1 pseudogene is annotated in these 347 nt (G+C 71.5%); it reads right to left on the bottom strand.

What is annotated here, in order from left to right:
- Positions 1–58: 58 nt before the first annotated feature.
- Positions 59–347: pseudogene (gene hisG / locus AOK18_RS34040) on the bottom strand (ATP phosphoribosyltransferase); the annotation flags it as partial.

The raw sequence follows: 347 nt of genomic DNA, 5'->3' as shown, positions 1-347 counted from the left end.
GTCCGGGGTGGCGTCGGGGGTGGTGTCCGGCATGGTGCGGCTCCGGGATCGGTCCGGGTCAGAGGCGGCAGGCGTGGATGGCCGTGGTGAGGATGGCGCGGGCGCCGATGTCGTAGAGGTCGTCCATGATCCGCTGGGCCTCCTTGGAGGGGACCATGGCGCGGACGGCGACCCAGCCCTCGTTGTGCAGCGGGGACACGGTCGGGGACTCCAGGCCGGGGGTCAGTGCCACGGCCTTCTCCAGCTGCTCGACCCGGCAGTCGTAGTCCATCATCACGTAGGTGCGGGCGACGAGGACGCCCTGGAGGCGCCGCAGGAACTGGCCCACCTTGGACTCGACGGTGGCG

The sequence above is a fragment of the Streptomyces prasinopilosus genome (assembly GCF_001419695.1).
Lineage (GTDB): Bacteria > Actinomycetota > Actinomycetes > Streptomycetales > Streptomycetaceae > Streptomyces > Streptomyces prasinopilosus.
The sequence above is the reverse complement of the archived record's forward strand: the minus strand, read 5'-3'. Positions and strand labels throughout refer to the sequence as shown.